Source organism: Actinopolyspora lacussalsi subsp. righensis (assembly GCF_900116555.1).
Classification (GTDB): domain Bacteria; phylum Actinomycetota; class Actinomycetes; order Mycobacteriales; family Pseudonocardiaceae; genus Actinopolyspora; species Actinopolyspora lacussalsi.
Window position 1 is genome coordinate 14,236 of record NZ_FPAT01000010.1, and the last position, 21,859, is coordinate 36,094.

General features: G+C 66.3%; 19 protein-coding genes, 1 tRNA gene, 1 pseudogene and 1 riboswitch. Of the genes and pseudogenes, 17 read left to right on the forward strand and 4 right to left on the reverse strand.

The window, feature by feature from the left end; genetic code table 11:
• Nucleotides 1-207: 207 nt before the first annotated feature.
• Complete coding sequence (locus tag BM394_RS16890; RefSeq protein ID WP_092979615.1) at nucleotides 208-1,299, forward strand: lytic transglycosylase domain-containing protein; 1,092 nt, start codon at nucleotides 208-210, stop codon at nucleotides 1,297-1,299.
• A gap of 48 nt (nucleotides 1,300-1,347) precedes the next feature.
• On the opposite strand, the gene BM394_RS16895 is transcribed toward BM394_RS16890, so the two are convergent.
• Entirely contained in the window at nucleotides 1,348-1,701 is a 354-nt protein-coding gene (locus BM394_RS16895; protein ID WP_175530140.1) for a DUF4199 family protein, read from the reverse strand.
• Between the two features lie 664 nt (nucleotides 1,702-2,365).
• On the opposite strand from BM394_RS16895, the gene BM394_RS16900 reads away from it, so the two are divergent.
• From BM394_RS16900 to BM394_RS16925, 6 genes are all read left to right on the forward strand, one after another.
• Nucleotides 2,366-3,319 (forward strand): Ppx/GppA phosphatase family protein, encoded by a 954-nt coding sequence (locus BM394_RS16900; RefSeq protein WP_092979617.1) that lies wholly within the window; start codon nucleotides 2,366-2,368, stop codon nucleotides 3,317-3,319.
• Between the two features lie 207 nt (nucleotides 3,320-3,526).
• The gene (locus BM394_RS16905; protein ID WP_175530141.1) at nucleotides 3,527-5,185 is read left to right on the forward strand and encodes a peptide ABC transporter substrate-binding protein; all 1,659 of its coding nucleotides are present in this window, start codon (nucleotides 3,527-3,529) and stop codon (nucleotides 5,183-5,185) included.
• A gap of 83 nt (nucleotides 5,186-5,268) precedes the next feature.
• The gene (locus tag BM394_RS16910; RefSeq protein ID WP_092979619.1) at nucleotides 5,269-6,195 is read left to right on the forward strand and encodes an ABC transporter permease; all 927 of its coding nucleotides are present in this window, start codon (nucleotides 5,269-5,271) and stop codon (nucleotides 6,193-6,195) included.
• Nucleotides 6,188-7,147, forward strand: a complete 960-nt coding sequence (locus BM394_RS16915) for an ABC transporter permease (protein WP_092979620.1) — start codon at nucleotides 6,188-6,190, stop codon at nucleotides 7,145-7,147. The genes BM394_RS16910 and BM394_RS16915 overlap by 8 nt, the downstream gene beginning before the upstream one ends.
• Before the next feature lie 14 nt (nucleotides 7,148-7,161).
• Nucleotides 7,162-8,181, forward strand: a complete 1,020-nt coding sequence (locus BM394_RS16920; protein WP_092625482.1) for an ABC transporter ATP-binding protein — start codon at nucleotides 7,162-7,164, stop codon at nucleotides 8,179-8,181.
• Nucleotides 8,174-9,208: an ABC transporter ATP-binding protein gene (locus BM394_RS16925; RefSeq protein WP_092979621.1), complete on the forward strand. Its 1,035-nt coding sequence runs from the start codon at nucleotides 8,174-8,176 to the stop codon at nucleotides 9,206-9,208. The genes BM394_RS16920 and BM394_RS16925 overlap by 8 nt, the downstream gene beginning before the upstream one ends.
• A 359-nt stretch (nucleotides 9,209-9,567) precedes the next feature.
• Here BM394_RS16925 and BM394_RS16930 read toward each other — a convergent pair whose 3' ends face one another.
• Nucleotides 9,568-11,046, reverse strand: coding sequence for a S10 family peptidase (locus tag BM394_RS16930; protein WP_092979622.1), 1,479 nt, complete (start codon nucleotides 11,044-11,046; stop codon nucleotides 9,568-9,570).
• An 80-nt stretch (nucleotides 11,047-11,126) separates the two neighbouring features.
• On the opposite strand from BM394_RS16930, the gene BM394_RS16935 reads away from it, so the two are divergent.
• From BM394_RS16935 to BM394_RS16955, 6 genes and pseudogenes are all read left to right on the forward strand, one after another.
• The gene (locus BM394_RS16935) at nucleotides 11,127-11,894 is read left to right on the forward strand and encodes a uracil-DNA glycosylase (protein WP_092979803.1); all 768 of its coding nucleotides are present in this window, start codon (nucleotides 11,127-11,129) and stop codon (nucleotides 11,892-11,894) included.
• Between the two features lie 54 nt (nucleotides 11,895-11,948).
• The gene (locus BM394_RS16940; RefSeq protein WP_092979623.1) at nucleotides 11,949-12,230 is read left to right on the forward strand and encodes a type II toxin-antitoxin system RelE/ParE family toxin; all 282 of its coding nucleotides are present in this window, start codon (nucleotides 11,949-11,951) and stop codon (nucleotides 12,228-12,230) included.
• 12 nt (nucleotides 12,231-12,242) lie between these two features.
• Entirely contained in the window at nucleotides 12,243-12,542 is a 300-nt protein-coding gene (locus BM394_RS16945; protein ID WP_092979624.1) for a HigA family addiction module antitoxin, read from the forward strand.
• A gap of 37 nt (nucleotides 12,543-12,579) precedes the next feature.
• Nucleotides 12,580-12,675, forward strand: a pseudogene (locus tag BM394_RS23760) (uracil-DNA glycosylase); the annotation flags it as partial.
• Between the two features lie 534 nt (nucleotides 12,676-13,209).
• Nucleotides 13,210-14,532: an NAD(P)/FAD-dependent oxidoreductase gene (locus tag BM394_RS16950; RefSeq protein WP_092979625.1), complete on the forward strand. Its 1,323-nt coding sequence runs from the start codon at nucleotides 13,210-13,212 to the stop codon at nucleotides 14,530-14,532.
• A gap of 329 nt (nucleotides 14,533-14,861) precedes the next feature.
• Nucleotides 14,862-14,935 (forward strand) — tRNA-Leu (locus BM394_RS16955).
• Nucleotides 14,936-15,137: 202 nt separating this feature from the next.
• On the opposite strand, the gene BM394_RS16960 is transcribed toward BM394_RS16955, so the two are convergent.
• Entirely contained in the window at nucleotides 15,138-15,812 is a 675-nt protein-coding gene (locus BM394_RS16960) for an endonuclease V (RefSeq protein WP_245780258.1), read from the reverse strand.
• 257 nt (nucleotides 15,813-16,069) lie between these two features.
• Between BM394_RS16960 and BM394_RS16965 the strand changes: the two genes are divergently transcribed.
• The 4 genes from BM394_RS16965 to BM394_RS16980 all read left to right on the forward strand — a co-directional run bounded on the left by BM394_RS16965 (nucleotide 16,070) and on the right by BM394_RS16980 (nucleotide 20,741).
• Complete coding sequence (locus BM394_RS16965) at nucleotides 16,070-16,831, forward strand: DUF3800 domain-containing protein (protein ID WP_175530142.1); 762 nt, start codon at nucleotides 16,070-16,072, stop codon at nucleotides 16,829-16,831.
• Between the two features lie 505 nt (nucleotides 16,832-17,336).
• Nucleotides 17,337-17,530, forward strand: a riboswitch (cobalamin riboswitch).
• A gap of 62 nt (nucleotides 17,531-17,592) precedes the next feature.
• On the forward strand, nucleotides 17,593-18,621 hold the full coding sequence (locus BM394_RS16970; protein WP_092979628.1) for an ABC transporter substrate-binding protein: 1,029 nt from the start codon (nucleotides 17,593-17,595) through the stop codon (nucleotides 18,619-18,621).
• Nucleotides 18,618-19,655, forward strand: coding sequence for a FecCD family ABC transporter permease (locus BM394_RS16975; RefSeq protein WP_092979629.1), 1,038 nt, complete (start codon nucleotides 18,618-18,620; stop codon nucleotides 19,653-19,655). Before BM394_RS16970 ends, BM394_RS16975 begins: the two co-directional genes overlap by 4 nt.
• A gap of 321 nt (nucleotides 19,656-19,976) precedes the next feature.
• Nucleotides 19,977-20,741, forward strand: a complete 765-nt coding sequence (locus tag BM394_RS16980; RefSeq protein ID WP_092979630.1) for an ABC transporter ATP-binding protein — start codon at nucleotides 19,977-19,979, stop codon at nucleotides 20,739-20,741.
• A gap of 78 nt (nucleotides 20,742-20,819) precedes the next feature.
• On the opposite strand, the gene BM394_RS16985 is transcribed toward BM394_RS16980, so the two are convergent.
• Complete coding sequence (locus BM394_RS16985) at nucleotides 20,820-21,419, reverse strand: NADPH-dependent FMN reductase (protein ID WP_092979805.1); 600 nt, start codon at nucleotides 21,417-21,419, stop codon at nucleotides 20,820-20,822.
• Between the last annotated feature and the right edge of the window lie 440 nt (nucleotides 21,420-21,859).

Sequence of the window (21,859 nt, forward strand, 5' to 3'; positions counted from 1 at the left end):
GATCTTCACGCCGATGGTGTGCAATCCGGGAGGAGTCGGCGATGCCGCGAGGACCAACTGGGGAGGGCGATCGTGCCGCGTCGGAGCAGAACGTCGCCGTGGCGGCGACGTGACCAACCTTCGTGGTGGCCCCGGCATTCCGAATCCGAAACACTTCCGAAACCGACCGCCCGTCGCGGTCCGCGCAGACCACCGGTCGGTTCGCTGTTGGCGCTGTTGGCGTTGCTGTTGCCGTTCGTGCTGGTCGGTGGGGCCAACGCGCTCACGACCGCGATGTTCGGCGATCCGGGTGTCGGTGACCGCCCCGGAACGCCGCCGAGACAACTGGGGGTCACCGGAGAGCTGCCCGAACAGCGGGAACCCGGCGTGCGACTGATCCGGGACAGTCGTTCGATGCGGGGGCCTTCCGAACCGGACACCGGAGCGGGTTCCGCCATCCGGGTGCCGGACGGGCCCGCCGGGATTCCGGAGCCGATGCTGCGGGCCTACCGCGACGCCGCGGATCGGATCTCGGAGACCGAGCCGTCCTGCGGGCTGCACTGGTCGGTGCTCGCGGCGATCGGACGTGTCGAGTCCGACCACGGCGACTCCGGTCGGGTGGACGATTCCGGAACGACCGTGACCGCGATCCTCGGGCCACGGCTCAACGGTGGTGCGGGATTCGCCGCCGTGCCGGACACGGATGCCGGTGAGCTGGACGGGGACCCGGTCTGGGACCGCGCGGTGGGCGCGATGCAGTTCCTGCCCGCCACCTGGGACCGCTACGGCGTGGACGGCAACGACGACGGTGTCGCCAGCCCGCACAACGCGCACGACGCGGCGCTGGCTGCCGGGAAGTACCTGTGCGCGGCGGGCGGGGATCTGAACCGCGACGGGGAGCTGGCCCGCGCGGTGTTCGAGTACAACCACTCGGAACGCTACGTGCGTGACGTGCTCGGCTGGGCCACCGCCTACCGCACCGGCGGGCACCCCACGCCCGCGCCGGACATTCCCGAGCTCGGACCGGCCACACCCGAACGAAGTGGCGAGGTGGTCCACCCACCGGCCCCGAGCAACGGGCCGGAACCGAGTGGTCAGCGACCTCCTGGCGAGTTCCCGCCGTTGTCCCCGGCCTCGCCCCCGGAAACCTCGCCTTCGGGGACCGGTCCCTCGGAGACCGCGCCCTCCTTCGAACCGATCGTGCCCGAAACGGCGCAGCGCCCGACCGGGCAATCCGCCCCCACCGGAAGTGAATCGGGGAGTGACGCCTCGTCGAGCACCGAGCCCGACGCCGAGCCGTCGGGCGGTTCAGGCGACTGACCGGCGCGTTCCGCACGCGTCGCGGAACGCGCCCCCGCGAGGAGGCCGTCAGTTCGGCTGCTGCATCTCCTGGCTCATCTGCTCCTGGAACTCGTTCTGGAACTCGGGCGACTGGAAGACCGAGATCGTGAGGATGGCCCAGATGATGCAGATGACCAGGCCGACACCGGACAGGATCGTCCCCGTGATCGCGGCCTTCTTGTTGGTGGCCCTGCCCTGGGAGACCTTCCGGATGCCGATGATGCCGAGGATGATGCCGACGATGACGACCGGCCAGGCGATGATCCCGATCCCGGGGATCAGCGACAGCACCACCCCGATGATGCCGAGCACGAGCGCGGCGGTTCCGAGGCCGTTGCTCGGCTGCTGTTCGGGGTACTGTTGGTAGTCCTGATAGGACACTTTCGATCCTTCCGTGACGTCGTTGGCCGGTGCGCTTTCCGGTTCCCGCGAAACTTCGGTTTCCGCGTGCTGCGAACCCGGCACCGAACGGGAAACCCTATAACGCGATTGTCCGGTTGCGGCTCCAGTTGCCCGATCTGGTCCAGCTGTTCACCGTTTCGTTGTACGAGTCGTGATTTCCCCTACACCGACACGCCGAAACCCACCGATAGCTCCCTTGCCCGATCCCGCGCGATGCCGCTCGCGCCGCTCACCGAGCCGCTATGCGGGCGAGCATCGACGACACTTCCGCGTACTGCTGACCGAATCGGTTCGGGTCGCCCGTGCCGCCCACTCTGCGCTGCAATAGCCTGGACCCGACAAGGTGCTCGGGACGAACGACGAATCGACAGGGTTCACCGACTTTCGTTCCGTCATTCCTCCGAGACTTTCCGGCCGGGTTGCTGCTAACCGTGGGATGTCCTTCGGCACGCCAGTGCCGAAACACCCACCTATGCGGTCGGCACCGCCGCGGGTTCTCCCGTGCGGCTCTCGCGAGGAAGGCCCGACGTTGTGTAGGTCGCTACCCGATGTCGGGCCTCCCGCAGCGAGAGCCGTGCGAGAGGTTCCGCCAAGTGAGTGCTAAGGCACGGGTGACACCGATTTTCAACATCCAGGAGGAAGCATGGTGCGCGTGGCTGCGATCGACTGCGGGACGAACTCGATCCGGCTGTTGATCGCCGAGGTGACCGTGCACGACGACGGCACGCGCGAACTGCGCGACCTGCACCGCGAGATGCGGATCGTGCGGCTGGGGCAGGGGGTCGACGCCACCGGCAGGTTGGCCGAGGATGCGCTCGACCGCACCAGGCAGGCGCTGCACGACTACGACGAGCGCATCCGGGAGGAGGCCGTCGAGCGCACCAGGATGGTGGCCACCTCGGCGACCAGGGACGCGGCCAACCGCGAGGACTTCTTCGGGATGGTCCGCGAGACACTGGGAGTGGATGCCGAGATCATCACCGGCGAGGAGGAGGCCAGGCTCTCCTTCGTCGGCGCGGTGGGCGATCTGGATCCCGCGGACGGCCCATTCCTGGTGGCCGATGTGGGGGGCGGTTCGACCGAGTTGGTGCTCGGCCACTGGGACGGCAAGGAGGCCGAGATCGTCGGATCCCACTCAGCGGACATCGGATGCGTGCGTCTCACGGAGCGTTGCTTGCACACCGATCCGGCTACCCCCGATGAGGTGAAGATCGCGGGTGAGCTCACGCGGGAGGTGCTGGACGAGGCGTTCGCCGCCGTGGACGTCTCCGCCGCGCGTCGCTGGGTGGGGGTGGCGGGCACCGTCACCACGCTCTCGGCGCTCGCGCACGGTCTGTCCGAGTACGATCCCGCGGCGATCCATCTCTCCCGCGTGTCCCGGGGCAGTGTCGACGAGACCGCGCGCGAGCTGCTGGCGATGGATCACGACCAGCGCGCCGCGCTGGGGCCGATGCATCCGGGGCGGGTGGACGTAATCGGGGGAGGTGCGTTGGTCGTCAGCGTCCTCGCGGCCGAGCTGGCGGAGCGCGCCGGGATCACGGATATCACTGTCAGTGAGCACGACATCCTCGACGGTATCGCCCTTTCGATCGGTTGAATCCCACAATGTGAGACACTTCATTCCGGCAATTGGGTGATTATCTTGCTGAATCGAGAAAGAAAGTGACGGCTTTGTGACAGCTCATTGCCGTGAACTGTGTCTCGCTTATGTTTACGCTCGCACTCATCCGACGACCCGAGGTCGTCGGCGTGGCGACCCTCGCCCTGATCGGCGAGGAGTCACGTAGACAGCGGGAGGAATTTGATGCGCAAGCGACGCATGGTCGCGCCGGTCGCGGCATCGCTGTCGGCGGCCCTGCTGGCAGCCGGCTGCGGCGGTGGTGGCGGCAGCGCCGTCACCGAGGAAACCGGGACCCTGGAGGACCCGATCACGGTGGACTGGGGTGAGCCGGAGAATCCGCTCGTTCCCGGCAACACCACCGAAGTCAACGGTGGAAACGTCCTCGACGCCATGTTCACCGGGCTCGTCGAGTACGACCCGAAGACCTTCGAGCCGTACAACGCCATGGCGAAGTCGATCAAGGCTTCCGACGACAAGAAGACCTACACGGTCAAGCTCAAGCAGGGCTGGAAGTTCCACGACGGTGAGGAAGTCACCGCGGACAACTTCGTCCGGGCCTGGAACTACACTTCTTACGCGCCCAACGGGCAGAAGACCGCCAGCTTCTTCGACAAGATCAAGGGCTTCGACGACGTCAACCCGCCGGATCCGGACGGGGAAACCGGCCCGAAGGAAGCTCCGGAGCCGAGCGCGAAGAAGATGTCCGGGCTGAAGGTCGTGGACGACCACACCTTCGAGATCACCCTCAAGCAGCCGTTCACCATCTTCCCGACCACCCTGGGCTACACGGCGTTCTCGCCGTTGCCGGAGAAGTTCTTCGAGGACAAGGAAGCCTTCGAGAACGAACCGGTCGGCAACGGTCCGTACAAGTACGAGGGGCGCGAACCCAACCGCAGTCTCACGCTGACGCGTTACGACGACTACAAGGGCGAGCGCAAGGGCGAGGTCGAGGCCTTCAAGTTCAAGGTCTACCAGAAGCAGGCGACTGCCTACCGCGACCTGAAGTCCGGCAACCTCGACTTCCAGCGGCAGGTGCCCACCTCCGCACTGGTCGACAACCGCTGGAAGGAAGAGCTCGGCGACAACGCGCTCACCCGCGAGGGTGCGCTCGTCACGCCGCTGAGCTTCCCGCTCTACGACGAGAAGTTCCAGGACCCGAACCTGCGCAAGGCCATCTCGATGGCTATCGACCGCGAGAGCATCGTCAAGAACGTCTTCTCCGGCACGCGTCAGGCACTCCGAGGGTGGTCCGCACCCGGTACTCCCGGCCGTGACGGCGAGGCCTGCGGGCAGTGGTGCCAGTACGATCCCGCCAAGGCCAAGGAGCTCCTGAAGAAGGCGGGTGGTTTCGACGGTACGTTGACCATCTCCAGCAACGCTGACGGCGGTCACGAGGAGTGGATCAAGGCCGTTGCTGGCAGCATCCGCGACACCCTGGGGATCGAGGTCTCCTACAACCCGGTTCCCACGTTCAGCGAGTTCCGTTCCTCGATCGCCGCGAACCAGATGACCGGAATGTTCCGCAGCGGATGGATCGCCGACTACCCGAGCATCCAGAGTTACCTGGCCCCCATCTACACCAAGGGCGGTTCCTCGAACGACAGTGGCTACCACAATCCCGAGTTCGAGGATCTGATGAGCCGGGCGAACCAGGCTCCTACGGTCGAGAAGGCCAACGAACTCTACGCCGAGGCGGAGAAACTGCTGGCCAAGGACATGCCGACCGTGCCGGTCTATTCGCAGAACGTGCAGTCGGCCAAGTCGGATCGTATCGCCGAGGGACAGGTGACCAAGCGCCGTTCGTTGTCGCTGACATCGGTGAAGATCGCCCAGCCGGAGTGAGTGTGAGTCAGTAGGGCAGTCGCCCGGCTCGTCACCGCCAAAAGCGGTGGCGAGCCGGGCCTGTCCGTGTCGAAGGAGGTTCGGTGGGCCGATACATACTGCGGCGACTGCTGCAGTTGATTCCGGTTTTCATCGGAACGACGTTCATCATCTATTCCCTCGTGTGGGCCCTGCCGGGAGATCCCTTCGCGGGCAAGTGCGGATCCCGTGCTTGTCCGGAGGCCTACGTCCAGATGATGACCGAGAAGTACAATCTCGACGAGCCCCTGCCGATGCAGTACATCCTGTATCTGGGGCAGCTGTTCCAGGGGAACTTCGGGGAGACCTTCTCGGGGATCGAGGTCAGTACGCTGATCCAGGACGCGTATCCGGTCACCATCAAGCTCGCGGCGATCGCACTGGTCTTCGAGGCCGTGATCGGCATCGTCGCCGGGATCCTGACCGCACTGCGCGGCAAGGGCTTCGTGGACAATCTGGTGCTCGCGGCCACGCTCTTCCTGATCGCCGTGCCGGTCTTCGTCAGCGGTTTCGTGGTACAGATCGTTTTCGGTGTCCAGCTGGGCTGGATGGACCCCTCGGTCAGTACCGATCCGACCATCGGCGAGTTGATGGTTCCGGGCTTGATTCTCGGCAGCCTGTCCATGGCCTACATCGCCAGGCTCACCCGCACGGCGATGTTCGAGAACAAGCGCGCGGACTACATCCGTACCGCCAACGCCAAGGGGCTCAAGCCGCGCCGGGTCGTCTCGGTGCACATGCTGCGCAACTCGTTGATCCCGGTGATCACCTTCATCGGCACCGACTTCGGTGCGCTGATGGGTGGTGCCATCGTCACCGAGGGCATCTTCAACATCCCCGGAATCGGCAACCTCGTCTTCCAAGCGATCGGCGGGCAGGAAGGAACAACCGTTACGGGCGTCGTCACCCTGCTAGTGATCGTCTACCTGCTGATGAACCTGCTGGTTGACATTCTCTACGCGGCTTTGGACCCGAGGATCCGATATGACTGAATCAATCCGAGAGCAGACGGATTCGACGGACACCGGCGACCGGGATGTCTCGCGTTCCGGCGAGCAGAAGCCCAAGCTCGAAAAGCAAGTGGGACTCTGGGGCGACGCCTGGCGTGACCTGCGCAAGCGCCCGCTGTTCATCGCGGCGAGTGCCATCATTCTGCTGCTGCTGGTGATGTCGGCCTTCCCATGGCTGTTCACCTCCGTCGATCCCAACGAACAATTGCTCAGTAAAGCGCGCCAAGGCCCTTCGGCCGAAGCGTGGTTCGGCTACGATCACCTCGGTAGGGATGTCTACTCCAGGGTGATCTACGGGACCAGGTCCTCGATCCTCGTCGGGGTGCTCGCGACTTCCCTGACCGTGGTGCTCGGCTCCATCTTCGGGTTGATCTCCGGTTACTTCGGGCGGAAGACGGACGTTTTGGTCTCCCGGTTCGCCGAGATCTTCCTGGGGCTGCCGTTCGTGCTCGGCGCGATCGTCATCCTGTCGGTGTTCAACGCTGGGATCGTCAGTCCAGGGGAAATCCGCGTCATGAGCCAGGTGATCCTGACCATCGGCGTGCTGGCCTGGCCGATCTCGATGCGCATCATGCGTTCGGCCGCGATCGCGGCCAAGCAGCAGGACTACGTCAACGCCGCCAAGGCGCTGGGTGCCAGCCACAGCAGGATCATCTTCAAGCACGTGCTGCCGAACTGCATCGCTCCGGTGATGGTCTATGCGACCATCGCGTTGGGGCAGATGATCGGACTCGAGGCGACGCTGTCCTACCTGGGGCTCGGACTCAAGGCGCCGGTCGTCTCCTGGGGAATGATGATCTCGGTGTCCCAGCAGTACATCATCAGCACGCCGCACATGCTGCTGTTCCCGGCAGGATTCCTGGTGATCACGGTTCTGGCGTTCGTGATGCTGGGTGACGCGGTGCGCGACGCGCTGGATCCGAAACAACGGTAGTAAGGAGGGCCGCTTTGTCGGCTACCGACGACAGCACGGGCGGCTCCTCGGAGTCGCGCCTGCTCGAAGTGGAAGACCTGCACGTCGAGTTCCGCACCCGCGAGGCGACGGCGAACGTGCTCAACGGGGTGGGGTATCACGTCGACGCGGGGGAGACCCTCGCCGTGCTCGGCGAGTCGGGCTCCGGCAAGAGCGTCACGGCGCAGACCGTGATGGGCATTCTGGACACTCCGCCGGGCTTCGTGACCAAGGGAGCCATCCGTTATCGCGGGGAGGAGCTCCTCTCCGCGACGGAGGACCGTCGCCGTGGCCTGCGGGGCGAGAACATGGCGATGATTTTCCAGGACGCCCTCTCCGCGCTCAACCCGGTTTACACCGTGGGATTCCAGATCGCCGAGCAGTTCCGCTTCCGGCGCGGGATGTCGCGCAAGGACGCGATGGCCAAGGCCGCCGAGATGCTGGACCTGGTCAAGATCCCCAACGCCAAGCAGCGCGTGAAGGAGTTCCCGCACCAGTTCTCCGGCGGCATGCGGCAGCGCGCCATGATCGCGATGTCGCTGGCGCTGGACCCGGACCTGCTCATCGCCGACGAGCCGACCACGGCGCTGGACGTGACGGTGCAGGCCCAGATCATGGATCTGCTGGACGAGCTGCGCCGCGAACGCGGGATGGGACTGATCCTGATCACCCACGACCTCGGCGTGGTCGCCGAGGTCGCCGACCGCATCGCGGTGATGTACGCCGGTCGGGTGGTGGAGGAGTCCGACGCGGAGTCGCTGTACAAGCGCCCCGCGCACCCCTACACCGAGGGGCTGATGGAGTCCATTCCCCGGCTGGACCAGAAGGGCGAACAGCTGGCCAGCATCAAGGGGCTCCCGCCCAACCTCGCGAACATCCCCGAGGGCTGCCCGTTCCACCCGCGTTGCCACCGCGCCACGGACGAGTGCCGCCGGAAGGTTCCGGAGTTGCTCGAACTCCGCCCCGGGCGCTACAGCGCCTGCCACTTCGCCGAGGAGTTGATCAGCAGTGAGTGAGCCGATTCTGCAAGTTCGCGACCTGGTCAAGCACTTCCCGGTGCAGCAGGGGATCGTGTTCAAGAAGACCATCGGTCACGTGCGGGCGGTGGACGGCGTCTCCTTCGACCTCAACCGGGGCGAGACGCTGGGCATCGTGGGCGAGTCCGGCTGCGGCAAGTCCACGCTGGCCCAGGTGCTGATGCGGCTGGAACAGCCCACCAGCGGCAGCGCGCTGTTCGAGGGCGTGGACATGTTCGGCAAGAAGAGCGCGTCCCAGCTTCGGCAGCTGCGCAGGGACATGCAGATCGTGCTGCAGGACCCCTACACCTCGCTGAACCCGCGCAAGACGGTGGGCGACATCGTCGGCGAGCCGTTCGAGATCCACCCCGAGGTGGCGCCGAAGGGCGACCGACAGCGGCGGGTGCAGGAGCTGCTCGACACCGTCGGGCTCAACCCGGAGCACGTGCGGCGCTATCCGCACCAGTTCTCCGGTGGACAGCGGCAGCGGATCGGCATCGCCCGTGCGCTGGCGCTCAAGCCCAAGGTGATCGTCTGCGACGAGCCGGTGTCCGCACTGGACGTCTCCATCCAGGCACAGGTGATGAACCTGCTGAGTGATCTGCAGTCCGAGTTCGGCCTGTCCTACATCTTCATCGCCCACGACCTCGGCGTGGTGCGGCACCTCTCCGACCGGGTGGGCGTGATGTACCTGGGCAAGATGGTCGAGAACGGCACCGAGGACCAGATCTACGAGCACCCGCAGCACCCCTACACCCAGGCGCTGCTGTCCTCGGTGCCCGTGCCCGATCCCTCGGTGCGCGACCGCAGGGAGGCCATCCGGCTCACCGGCGACGTGCCCAGCCCGGCGAACCCGCCGTCCGGTTGCCGGTTCCGCACCAGGTGCTGGAAGGCGCAGGACATCTGTGCCGAGCAGGAGCCCGAGTTGGCCGTGCGGCACGACGGCGGCCGCATCGACCTCGAACTGGCCGACGGTCACCCCAGTGCCTGTCACTTCGCCGAACGGAACGACCACGTCGTTTCGTGAGGGGAACGCTGCCTTTCGAAGGGGAACGCTGCCTCTCCGAGGGGCACCTCTTCGCGGTGGTGGGGGCGTCGATTTCGCGAGAAATCGACGCCCCGGTGCGGCGGTGCGGTCCCGGTCGGCGTCAATTTCTCGCGAAATCGCGGCGCCGCTACGATGCAGGGCTGAGCTTCCACCACTCCCGCAGGCCGAACTCCGACCACCCTCGCAATCGGCACCGCCGCGGGTTCTCTCGTGCGACTCTCGCGAGGAAGGCCCGACGTTGGGTAGGTCGCTACCCGATGTCGGGCCTCCCCGGAGCGAGAGTCGTGCGCGAGGTTCCGCCACTGGACCGACCGAGCAAACCGAGCGGACGAACCGCTTCACCGGGAGACGAACTCGGCGAGATCTGCGGACTGCTTGATCCGCGAGGGCTCGTGCACGTACATCATGTGCCCGGCGGGGTAGTAGCGGACCTCGATGTTGTCGCGCAGTTCCCGCGGGATCTCCAGCTGCGCCAGGGTGTGCTCGGCCGCGAAGTACGGCGTCGCCCCGTCGGTGTGCCCGCAGCCCACGTGCACCCGCAGGTGCGGGTTGCTGCGCATCGCCTTGGCCAGTTTGTCCGTCGCGGTCACCGCCATCCCCTCGAAGTCCTCGTAGGACCACGGATGGACCCGTGGGGACAGCACCTCGTAGGGCAGGTCGTTGGAGTACTCCAGCTCCTGCCGCAGGTAGTGGTTGACCCCGGCCGAGTAGGCTCCGATGATCCCCGAGACGCTCGGGTCGTCCGAGAGGTGCTCGCCGCCCGCGTCGGGCTCCCAACCGGTGAAGCGTCCGTCCATACGACCGACGGTCAGCCGCTTCTCGCGCAACAGCTCGGTGAAGAACCGCAGGTGCTCGATCCGCAGATTCACCCGGTCCACGTAGTCCGGACTCAGCCCGGTCAACTCGGCGGTGCGCCGCACCACCTCGGCGCGGTCCTCGTCCGACAGCCGGGCACCCTGCCGCAGCGCCCACGGATGATCCCGCGCCGCGAACTCCTCGGCCTCGTCCAGCACCTCGCGCAGCGGCCGGTCCCCGTGCTTGCCGTGGTGGTGCGCGATGGCCGCGTAGGTCGGCAGGAAGAGACTGTAGGGCAGGTCGTTGCCCTCGGTGAAGCGGATGGTGCCCATGTCCAGCACCGTCGAGATCAGCAGCAACCCGTTCGGGTAGAGCCCGTGCTTGCTCTGCAGGTGTTCGGCCAGTGACGCGGCCCGCAGCGTGCCGTAGGACTCGCCCGCCAGGTACTTGGGCGACAGCCAGCGGCCGTTGCGCGTGGTCCATAGCCGGATCAGCTCCGCCACCGACTCGATGTCGCGCCGGTAACCGTGGAAGTCGCCCGCCTTGCCACCGCGAACCGCCCGGGAGAAACCGGTGGATACCGGGTCGATGAACACCAGGTCGCTGTGTGCCAGCAGCGTTTCCGGATTGTCGGTGAGCCCGTACGGCGGGGCCGCGAGCTGGCCCGCGTCGCCGGAGACCACCTTGCGCGGCCCCAGCAGCCCCATGTGCAGGAACGCGCTGGCCGCTCCGGGGCCGCCGTTGAAGGCGAACGTGACCGGACGGTCGGACGACTCCGGCGAATCGGCCACGTACGAGGTCACGAACACCTCGGCGCCGGCGACGTGCCCGTCGAACTTGCCGTCGGTGTAGCTCTCCTCCCGCAGCACGTACCGGCCCGCCGTGGCCGTGTAGGAGAGTTGCTTGCCGTTGGCCGTGATCGTGTGATGTGTGCTGACCAGGTCGTCGGTCGGTTCGGCCGAAGGCGTGCTCGACTGCCGGTTCGACTCGCCGGTGTTGTCGGTTTCCTCACTGGCTGTCATGTGCCGTAGCCTAATCGCCTCGATCGGAGGATTCGGTGGCCCGCGCAGGGGTGTTCGAGCGATGTGCCACTGTGACCGTGGTGAACGAGACACACTCCCGAACACCCGTCCCGGGGCCGGTCGAGCCGACCACCTCGACGGGCGAGGCGAGCACGCTGGCCGAGCTGGACGAGGCGGTCACCGGTTGTCGCGCCTGCCCCAGACTGGTGAGCTGGCGGGAACGGGTGGCCGAGGAGAAACGCGCCGCCTTTCGTACGCAGGAGTACTGGGGCAGACCCGTACCGGGGTTCGGGCCCTCCGACGCCTCGCTGGCACTGGTGGGACTGGCACCCGCCGCGCACGGGGCGAATCGGACGGGACGCATGTTCACCGGGGACCGCTCCGGCGAGGTGCTCTACCGGGCGCTGTTCGACGTGGGCCTGGCCTCGGCGCCGCGCTCCGAGTCGGCCGACGACGGGCTGCGGCTGTACGGCACGCGGATCACAGCGCCGGTGCGGTGCGCCCCTCCCGCGAACAAGCCGACCCCCGCGGAGCGCGACACCTGCTCGCCCTGGCTCGCACGCGAGTTCGAGCTGCTCCGACCCACCCTGCGAGTCGTCGTGGTGCTGGGTGGTTACGGCTGGCAGGCCCTGTTGCCGGTGCTGGCGGCCGGTGATTGGGAAGTGCCCCGGCCGAAGCCGAGGTTCGGGCACGGAGCGCGCGCGACGCTGCGCGACCCGTGGGGGGCCGAACTGCTGCTACTGGGCTGCTACCACGTCAGCCAGCAGAACACCTTCACCGGAAGGCTCACCCCGGAGATGCTGCGCGACGTGCTGGGACGCGCCAAGGAAGCGGCGGGGTTGGCGTGAGGCCGCACACCTGGCGCATAACGCTTGCCGTTATTAACGTGCTACGTTAAGATTATGCTGCGATCGTTCGCCGAGAAGGAGACCGAGCGTGTATGGCAACGACGCCGTTCGCGGATGCTCGATCCGAAGGTTCAGCGGGCGGCTCTGCGGAAACTTGCCATCCTGGACGCGGCTGAGACGCTGGAAGACTTGCGCGTCCCTCCCGGTAATCGGCTGGAGAAGCTACATGGAGATCGAGCCGGGCAGTACAGCATTCGGATCAACCAGCAGTGGCGGATCTGCTTTGAGTGGACATCAGCCGGGCCCGAGAACGTCGAGATCGTGGACTACCACTGAAGGGAGCTGAGGATGTCCGACGAGTGCGTCATGCCTCCGGTTCATCCCGGGGAAGTCCTGGCCGAGGAGTACTTGGAGCCGCTCGGCGTTACCCAACACCGAGTGGCCGTCGCGATCGGTGTTCCGCCGCGTCGTATCAACGAGATCGTACACGGCGCGCGCGGGATCTCCGCTGACACCGCACTACGGCTGGCGCGGTTTTTCGGGACGTCCGAGCGGTTCTGGCTGAACCTGCAGTCTCGCTACGACCTCGAACGAGAGAAGGACAACCTGGCCGATTCGTTGGATCGGATCCACCCGTTGGGAGCCTGACGCCACGCCGAGTCCTGATGGCTGCCCGATGCCCGAACTCAGCCGGCAGAACACCTTCACCGGCAGGCTGACGCCGGAGATGCTGCGTGCGGTGCTCACCGAGGCCAAGGACTCCGCAGGCCTGGGGGAGTGAGGTTTTCCGGCCGGGGCGGTGCCTGCGAGGCGGCGATCTCGGAGCGGCGTCGATTTCTCACGAAATCGCCGCGTCCGTGGCGGGGCGGCGGATCCGAGGCGTCGGTCGCGCTTTGCCGATCGCGCCGTGATCGGTGCGCCCGTGATCGGTGCGCTGCGCTCGCTGCCCCGTGACTGGTGCGATGGGGAGTGTGTGACGGGAACCTCGATTCCGTGGTTCCGCACTCGTGGATCCGAATCTCCGGTATGGTGGGCGGGGATGATTCGAGATCGTTTTCACTCGGTGCTCGCGGTGTCGTAGGCGAGCGTCGAACACGCCGCTCGTGCTCGTTCCCTCCCGGTGATCCCGGTTTTCTCCAGAGGGCGCGCATCGTGCGCGAGCGGAGCACACAACGATTGCGTACCGTGATTTCGGTGGACGCAACGTTCACACCCGCACACGGGCTGTTTTTGTGATCATAAACACCCGCGAGCGGTGTCACATTTGAGGGGGCCGCCGGGGCGGCCCATCGCGTATTGGTGTGACCATAGAGCCATGGCTGGTAAATCCGATCCCACCCGGATTCTCATCCTCGGCGGCGGCTACGTCGGTATGTACACCGCGTTGCGCCTGCAGTCCAAGCTCGGCCGCCGTGAGGCTTCGGTGACGGTCGTCGACCCTCAGCCGCATATGACCTACCAGCCCTTCCTCCCGGAAGCGGCGGCGGGCAACGTTGAGCCCCGTCACGTGGTAGCGCCGTTGCGACGAGTGTTGAAGCGGTGTCACGTTCTCACCGCGCGTGTCACGGAGGTCAACCACGAGAAGCGATCGGTCACGGTGGAAGATGCCGAGGGCATCGCCAGTGACCTGGGCTACGACGTGCTCGTTGTCGCACTCGGGTCCGTCTCGCGCCTGCTGCCGATCCCGGGGCTGCCCGAACAAGGTATTGGTCTCAAGACCGTGGGCGAAGCGATCTATCTGCGCAACCACGTGCTCGCGAAGATGGACGCCGCCGCCAACACCACCGACCCGGAGCTGCGCAAGCGCCTGCTGAACTTCACCTTCGTCGGTGGGGGTTACGCGGGTACCGAGGCGCTGGCCGAGTTGGAGGACATGGCCAGGTACGCCACCCGCTACTACGAGTCCATCTCACGCGACGACATGAGCTGGTCGCTGATCGAGGCCGCCGGGCGGATCATGCCCGAGGTCAGCGAGAAGATGGGCGTCTACACCGTCAAGGCCCTCGAGGAACGCGACATCAAGGTCTACCTGAACACCTTCCTCAAGTCGGTGGAGAACGGCCACGCCGTGCTCTCGGACGGTACCGAGTTCGACACCGACACCCTGGTATGGAACGCCGGGGTGAAGGCCAACCCGGTGCTGAAGAACACCGACCTCCCGCTGGACGAGCGCGGCAGGATCAAGGCCACCTCGCATTTGCGCGTCGAGGGACATCCCGACGTCTGGGTCGCGGGCGACTGCTCGGCCGTGCCGGACCTGTCCAAGGCGGAGGAGGACCCCAACGCCACCTGCGCCCCCTCGGCGCAGCACGCCGTTCGGCAGGCCAACCAGCTGGCGAAGAACCTCATCTCCTCGCTGCGTGGCCGCAAGACCGCGGCGTACTTCCACCGCAACGCGGGGTCCGTCGCGGGGTTGGGGCTCTACAAGGGTGTGGCCGACGTCTACGGCTTCAAGGCCAAGGGCTTCGTGGCCTGGTTCATGCACCGCACCTACCACGTGAGCAAGATGCCGACCTTCAACCGCAAGGCGCGGATCGTCATCGACTGGACGCTGGCGTTCCTGTTCCGTCGCGAGGTCGTCTCGATGGGCCAGATCCAGAACCCCCGTTCCGATTTCAAGCGTGCGGCTTCCAGCTGAGCCCGTGTCGGGCTCCTCGGTCGGTGATCACACGATCGGCAACGGGCCGTGCGTCGGGAAACCGGCGCACGGCCCGTTGTGTGTGATCCCCCGCTCTCTTGACTTTCTGTGACCTGTTAACAAGCATTACCCGAAAAGTGTCACCTGTATGGGTGGCTATGATGGTGCGCGTGGCGCGTCAGTGTTGATGTTTTTTACACGCTGTGATCGGGTTTGCTCCAGATGGCGGTTTCGTTTCTTCTGGAACCAACGGCAGCATTGGCACGTCTTAACAAGGGGCCCACTGTGGGTCGGTTACCGAAGGCGTGTCGGTGACGAGCCGAGGACGCGCCCCCGTAGCCCAATCGGCAGAGGCGGACGACTTAAAATCGTCGTAGTGTCGGTTCGAGTCCGACCGGGGGCACCGAAAACCGCTGGTCAAGGGATGTGTGGTTCACTGCGGTCAGGGGGATGCGACGGGGTTCCCATGTTTTGGACTCGATGCACCCCGCCCGATTTTTCCGCGCACCTCTCCGGAGTGGATGGTCGAGGATCCGACGTTCCTCCTCGTCGGAGGTGGTTGTCGTGTTGCCACGAGTTCCGATCCGATCAGCGCGAGTGAGTACCTACTCCTCATTCGGCATCGAACGCCCCAGCCGATCCGCGCTTCGAGTCGTCTCGGGCAGGCGGTAGCGCGGCGCCAGCCGCAGCACCAGCTCGCACGCCGCGTCGAGGGTGAAGCGGTGGCCGAGCGAGACGAACACCGGCTTCACGCCCCGTTGCGTCCGCAGTGCCCGACCGACGATCTCCTCATCGTATCGGATCGGTGACCAGTCGCCGCGCTGCTCGTTCGGCGGCTCGTAACGGCCCATCGCGGTCTTGGCGACGCCGATGCTGGGCAGCTCAGTCAGCACGCCGAGGTGGCAGGCCAGTCCGAAGCGGCGGGGATGGGCCAGCCCCTGGCCGTCGCAGACGAGCACATCCGGCTCGACCGACAGCCGTGTCAGCGCCTCCAGCAGCGGCGGCGCCTCGCGGAAGGCGAACAACCCGGACACGTAGGGAAACTCCGGCTCGCCGCGCACCACCACGTTGTCGATCACGGACAGCGAGGCCACGTCGAGAACCGTCACCGCAGCCACGAGCTCGTCGACTTCCTCGCGGTAGGCCACGTCCAACCCCGCCGCCGTCCGGATGACCTCGGGTTCACCGTCGAAGCGAACCAGGGGCCGCAGCCGCTGCTGCACGGCGACGGCTTCCTGCTCAGTCGTGGGCCACGGGTGCGGGTCACGGACGTGAATCACCGCCCCATTGTCCGACGCCCCAGGAACATTGCGAGAGGCCGCATCGTCCAAGGCGACCGCATCAGCGGCCGCTACGACCGATCTTGCACAAAACTCGCTGTCCGTATCCTCTCGTGCTCGAAGCGATATCATCGTGCGCCGTGTCAGTGATGATCACGCTTCGGTGATCCGCGGATCGCCGGAAGTTGGAGCGGAGGTCGATGTTGTCTCCTGGTTCGAGAGCACCTATGCCTCGTACGCCCAGCTGGGCGGGCAAGTTGCCCAAGGTCGAGGTGTATGTCGACGAAACCGGGGACCGTGGATTCGGTAAAAATTCTTCCTCGTTCTTCGCGATGACCGCTCTGATGATTCCGGCGGAGAGCGTCTCCTACGCGAGGGCAGTAGCTGCCGGACTGCGATATGAGATCGGAACTTCACGCCCTCTGCACTGGGTCGAGCACTTTAAGCCCAAGCGGGCGGACCGTCGCCGGCTTGCTACGCGTATGCTCGCCAGCATCCCAAATGTGAAAACTATTCACGTCATTACTCACAAGGCTACGGTCCAGTTCAATGAAGCTCTGCGGAGCGACAATGAGAAGTTCTACAACTACACGACACGCTTGTTGCTGGAACGTATCGCGCTAGCAGCTCATGGGTGGCACGGCGGAGCGCGACTGGCGATCCTGCGGTTGGGGTCGGTCAGGCATATGGATCACGACGGAACGGTTAGTTATCTGAATCTGGTTCAAAACATTCCCTCTCCGGTGCATACGCCCTGGGAACACATTCGATGGCCACCGAGCTGGCACGGAACGAGTGAGTATGACGGCCTCCAGCTGGCCGATTTGCACGCGGGCATCCTCTCAGTGGCACTTCGTGGAGCTCCCGACGATGTCCGATCCGCCCAGCTGCTGATCGAGTGCGGTCACCAGTTGCACCGAGCAAACGGCAAGCTGCTCAATTGCGGAGTGAAAATCATCGGCGAGAACGACTTCGTCACCAATCGGTCCTGGTGGCCGAGCCTGCTCGCGAGCATATGACGCGTCAGGGACGAAACGGAGCCCCTCAGTGGGCTCGAGGGGCCACAACCGCCCGTGGCGGAGGGATCCGGTTTCCCGGTTCCGGCTCATCCTCGCAGCCCCTGAAGGGCTCCGGTTCATTGTCTCACTCGCCAACAACGTTGGCTCATCCATTATGTCTCACTGTGCGTCAGAGTCAACACTCTTCGCTTTCGGTGGGTGAACTACACCTGGCAGGGGGAGATCCGGTTGGCTCCGCTCGAAGCGAGCGTCGTTCATCCGCAGCGGCACACTGCGTCTGATTCGGATAATCCGGTTGTGCCCGGGCGGCCGGGAACATCGGTAGCAGAGCGCGCCGGGCATACGATCCTCGACGCCCGCCGACACGCGCCCGGCTGTCACCAGTAGAGCCCCGCCTCGGATCTCCGGGCGTCGAACCGGCTGTGAGCAGCGTCTCCGATTGCCGCTGTGTTCGTCCGACGACGCTGCGCCGCCCACACCGAGCGGAGTCGCGCTCACCGGAATTGTTAGGTTCTTCCTCGCCAGTCAACCCGTCCGGGCAGTGTCGCCGGGCGGCGCAGGGAATCCGGTGTGAATCCGGAGCTGACGCGCAGCGGTGAGAGGGACGCGCGGAGTATCGGCCACTGAGGCGAGCTCTCGGGAAGGCGCTCCGGGCGGAGGATCTCGAGCCCGAAAACCTGCTGGCTGTGGCGTCGCCCCCGCGACGCACGGAAACCGCCCGCAGGGCTTCGCGTACCAAAGCCCCCGACGGAGAAGGACTCATGAAGAGATCGTCCCGTGTCTTATCCCTGACCTGCCTGCTTCCGCTCGGCCTCGGCGTGCTGACCGCCTGCGGCGGCAGCGGTTCGGAAACATCCGGCCAGGACAGCGCCGCCGGCTACCCCAGGACAATCGAGAACTGCGGCAGGGAGATCACCGTCGAGGCCCCGCCGGAACGCACGGTCTCGCTGAACCAGGGTTCGACCGAGATCCTGCTCTCGCTCGGTCTCGCCGATCGCATGGTCGGCACCGCCACCTGGACCGACCCGGTGCTGGAGGACCTGCGGGAAGCCAACTCGAAGGTTCCCAGGCTCGCCGACAACGCCCCCTCCTACGAACGGGTGCTGGCCGAGGAACCGGACTTCGTCTCCGCGTCCTTCGAGAGCACCTTCCAGGAGATCTCCTCCCGGGACGACTTCGCGAAGATGGGCGTGCCCACCTATCTCTCCCCGGCCGATTGCGTCAAGAACAACGAGGGCGACGGCGACGGCGCGCGCAGCGAGCCGCTGGAGATGAGCACCATCTACCGGGAGATCGAGGAGCTCGCGCGGGTCTTCGACGTCGAAAAGCGCGGTGACGAGCTCGTCGAGGAGCTGCGCGGCAGGCTGGACGAGGCCTCCTCCGACATCGACGCCTCCGGTGTGAGCATGCTCTACTGGTTCGCCAACAAGGAGTCGCCCTACATGGCGGGCTGCTGCGGCGCCCCCGGCATCATCACCGAGGAGATCGGCGCGAAGAACGTCTTCGACGACACGAAGAAGGAATGGCCGCAGATCAACTGGGAGACCGTGGCCCAGCGCGATCCCGACGTGCTGGTCATCGGTGACCTGACCCGCGAGAGCCAGACCGCCGAGGAAGCCGCGCAGAAGATCGAGTTCCTGGAGAACAACCCGGTCACCAAGCACATGGACGCCGTGCGCAACGGCCGCTACATCCGGCTCAGCGGAGCCGCCATGAACCCCTCGATCCGGACCGTCAACGGCGTGGAACGGGTCGCGGCCAAGCTGCGTGAGTTCGGGCTCGTCGAGTGAGCGCCCTACTGGCCCGGTCCCGCGGGGGTGCCGCCGCCGCTCTCTGGCTGGCCGGTCTGCTGCTGCTCGCGCTCTCCATCGCCGTCACCATCACGTTCGGTCCGGCCGACATCGCGGTGACCAACGTGTGGGCGGTGGTGGGCGAGCACCTCGGTCTCGGCGACGCCGGACTCTCGCTGATCCGCGAGGGGATCATCTGGGATCTCCGGCTGCCCCGCACCATGCTGGCGGCGGTCTGCGGCGCCGGGCTCGGACTGTGCGGTGTGGTCATGCAGTCCCTGCTGCGCAACCCGCTGGCCGACCCCTATGTGCTGGGGATCTCCTCCGGGGCCTCCACCGGGGCCGTGCTGGTCGTGGTGCTGGGAATCGGCAGCGGGGTGCTCTCGCTATCGCTCGGCGCGTTCCTCGGATCACTGGTCTCGTTCACGCTGGTGATGGTGCTGAGTCACATCGTCGGCGGCACCGCCGACCGCGTGATCCTCTCCGGCGTCGCGGCCATGCAGCTGTTCTCGGCGCTGACCTCGTTCATCGTGATGTCGGTCGCCGACTCCCGGCAGACGCGCAGCGTGCTGTTCTGGCTGCTCGGCTCGTTGAGCGGTACCGGCTGGTTCGAGGTCTGGTTGTGCCTGGGCGCGCTGCTCGCGGTGCTGGTGGTGTGCACCGCCAAGTCGAGTTCGCTGGACGCGTTCACCTTCGGGCAGGACGCGGCCGCCTCGCTCGGTGTTCCGGTGGCGCGCACCCGGTTGCTGCTGCTCGTCGTGACCGCGTTGCTCACGGCCACGCTGGTCAGCGCCTCCGGAGCCATCGGCTTCGTGGGGCTGGTGCTGCCGCACGCGGCGCGGGCCATCGTCGGCCCCGGCCACCGCAGGCTGTTGCCGACCACCGCGTTGGCCGGGGCGATCTTCCTGGTGTGGATCGACACGATCGCGCGCACGCTGCTCGACCCGCAGGAGATCCCGGTCGGCGTGATGACCTCGCTGGTCGGGGTGCCCGCGTTCGTGGTCATCCTCTACCGCAGCCGCAAGGTGCACTAGCAGGAATTCGTCGGCTCTGCTTCCGGGCCGGTCGCTCGGCGGAACCTCTCGCACGGCTCTCGCTGCGGGTGCCCCGACATCGGGTAGTTACTACACAACGTCGGGGCCGTCCTCGCGAGAGCCGCACGGGAGAACCCGCGGCGGTGCCGGTTGGCGGGCGTGGTGTTCGGTGCTGTCACCTCGGGGGTACCGGTGAGACGGACAAAACTCGATGAATGGCAAAACGTGGCTGGGAAACCGACCGCGAACGCGGCACCCGACCGGACAAGGCACCCCACCTGACAAGGCAAGTTCCGTTACGAATCGCAGGGAGCGACGTTCATGAGTCTGCTGGCCGAGGAGGTTTCCTGGCGTGCCGGAGGGAAGCTGATAGTCGACGGCGTCAGCATCGCTCCGGAGGAGGGAGCCACCGTCGGGCTGCTCGGACCCAACGGTTCGGGCAAGTCGACGCTGCTCCGGCTGCTGTCCGGGGTTCGCCCGGCGTCGGAGGGTGTGATCCGACTCGACGGCTCCCCGATCGAACGGGTCGGGCGCAAGAACGTCGCCCGCAGGCTGGCCGTGGTCGAACAGCACGCGGGCACCGAGGTCGACATGAGCGTGCTCGACGTCGTCCGCCTCGGCCGCATTCCGCACCGGCGTGCCTGGGCGGGGGCCACGGCCGACGACGAGGCAGCGGTGCGCTCGGCCGTGGAGTACACCCGGCTGGAGGACAAGGTCGAGCGGTCCTGGCACACCCTCTCGGGCGGGGAGCGCCAGCGGGTCCAGATCGCGCGGGCACTCGCACAGCAGCCGAAGGAGCTGCTGCTCGACGAGCCCACCAACCACCTGGACATCCAGCACCAGCTGGAGCTGTTGGCGCTGGTGGTCCGGATCCCGGTGACCAGCGTCATCGCCCTGCACGACCTCAACCTGGCGGCCATGTTCTGCGATCACCTGCTGGTGCTGGCGGAGGGGCGTGCCGTGGCGGCGGGCTCCCCGGAGCGGGTGTTGACCGAGGAGCTGATCGCCGAGGTGTACAACGTTCGTGCCCGGGTGGACGCCGAGGGCCCGGGCGGGCGCCCCGCCATCCGCTTCTTCCCGGACTGATCGGAGTTTCCCCGCCACCCCGCTGGGGTTTCCCTACGCGTGGTGCCGGGGGAGAGCTCCCCAGCGACGCCCACCCGGTCAACGCCGGTAGGGGCGCTTCTCCTTCGCGTCCCGGAGCGCGGTGGCCCACCAGGACAGGTCGTCGAGCATCATCTTGGCCGCGGCGGTGCTGCCCGCCCTGTCCTTCGGAAAGCCCTCCTCGTCGAAGGCCTGCCCGGCCCACTGGAAGCTCACCGTGTCCCGAACGGTCATGGCGCGGACCTCGGCGAACACCTGCCTGAGGTTCTCCAGGGCGTGCAGTCCGCCGGCGATCCCGCCGTAGGAGACCAGCCCGACTGGCTTCGCGTACCACTCGGACTTGTGGTGGTCGATCGCGTTCTTCAACGATGCCGGGAAACTGCGGTTGTACTCGGCCGAGACCACCACGAAGGCGTCGGCCGCGTCGAGCCGTTCGTGCAGTGACGTCTTCGAGCTCCCCGCGTCGGAGGCTGAGCTCACGCTCATGTCGATCGGCAGTTCCACCTCGGCCAGATCCACCAGGTCGACCTCGAAGTCACCGTGGCGTTCGGCCTCGGCGGCTATCCAGTCGCCCACCGTCGGCCCGAAGCGGCCCTCCCGGACGCTGCCGATGATCACTGCCACGCGCAGGTTGTCGCCGGTCGTGGTGTCGTTGGTCATCTCGTTTCCTTCCCGTGCTCCGGAAGCGGCGGTCGTGCCGTTCCGGGTGTCGTTGTCGAGATCGAAACTAGGAGTTCGATCAAACTCGAAGTCAAGTTCCCGATCGGACACTTTCGAATTCGGTTGCGGGGGAACCGGAATCGGGGGACTGGCGGCCGTCCGTTTCGCGTACAATCCGGAACCGGAACGTGACACGGTTCGTGCCGTGTTCGAACGTGTTCGCCGAGTGGGTGTGTGGCGCGAGTGATCGAGTAACCGAGCGGTGGCCGGTTAGGGATCCCGGATTCGCATCGCCCTCGAAGCTCGGCATCCGTGCCGGTCGGCCGGTTACGGGCCGTCCCGCCCACCTTGATCGAATGCGCTCGTGGCACCCTGGCGGGGTTGAACCCTCCGGTTCGTGTCGGAGTGCGGCTGTGCAGGTAGAGCCCGGATGAGCGCGC